The following is a 1039-nucleotide window of genomic DNA, read 5'->3' as shown; positions in this document are numbered from 1 at the left end:
AGGAGCGGAGACGGTCGTTGCCGCGTTACGCTCCGCGGTTGGGCCGACTGGCACTGTGATGGGATACGCGTCGTGGGACCGATCACCCTACGAGGAGACTCTGAATGGCGCTCGGCTGGATGACGAAGCCCGCCGTACCTGGCTGCCGTTCGATCCCGCAACAGCCGGGACTTACCGTGGGTTCGGCCTGCTGAATCAATTTCTGGTTCAAGCCCCCGGCGCGCGGCGCAGCGCGCACCCCGATGCATCGATGGTCGCGGTTGGTCCGCTGGCTGAAACGCTGACGGAGCCTCACGAACTCGGTCACGCCTTGGGGGAAGGATCGCCCGTCGAGCGGTTCGTTCGCCTTGGCGGGAAGGCCCTGCTGTTGGGTGCGCCGCTAAACTCCGTTACCGCATTGCACTACGCCGAGGCGGTTGCCGATATCCCCAACAAACGGTGGGTGACGTATGAGATGCCGATGCTTGGAAGAGACGGTGAAGTCGCCTGGAAAACGGCATCGGATTACGATTCAAACGGCATTCTCGATTGCTTTGCTATCGAAGGAAAGCCGGATGCGGTTGAAACTATAGCAAATGCTTACGTGAAGCTCGGTCGCCATCGAGAAGGTGTCGTGGGCTTTGCTCAGTGCTACCTGTTCGACGCGCAGGACATCGTGACGTTCGGCGTCACCTATCTTGAGAAGCATTTCGGAACCACTCCGATCGTGCCTCCGCACGAGGCCGTCGAGCGCTCTTGCGAGCCTTCAGGTTAGAGGCCGTCGACAATGATAATCTGGATCAACGGACCTTTCGGCGCCGGAAAGACGACGCTCGCTAAGCGGCTGCGCGATCGGCGTTCCAAATCGCTGATCTTTGACCCCGAGGAAATCGGGGTCGTGGTGAAAGAAACGGGCCCCATGCCAGCGAGCGGAGACTATCAGGATCTCCCCTTGTGGAGGGGACTTACGATCGCGGCGGTCAGGGAGATTCGAAGGAATTACGGCACTGTTGCAAATAGTCGGTGGTGATAAACTTATCATCCCCTTTTGCTGATGGAG

At 59.4% G+C, this 1039-nt stretch carries 1 protein-coding gene; it reads left to right on the top strand.

Annotated elements, in window-relative coordinates; all coding sequences use genetic code 11:
- Positions 1-754 (top strand): aminoglycoside N-acetyltransferase AAC(3)-IId (gene aac(3)-IId / locus FTV42_RS17345; RefSeq protein WP_117115753.1); only part of this gene is annotated, 754 nt, incomplete at its 5' end.
- Positions 755-1039 lie beyond the last annotated feature (285 nt).

Source organism: Acinetobacter sp. YH16052 (assembly GCF_013417155.1).
GTDB lineage: Bacteria > Pseudomonadota > Gammaproteobacteria > Pseudomonadales > Moraxellaceae > Acinetobacter.
Note: the sequence above shows the minus strand (reverse complement) of the source record. Positions and strands in the feature narration are given on the sequence as shown.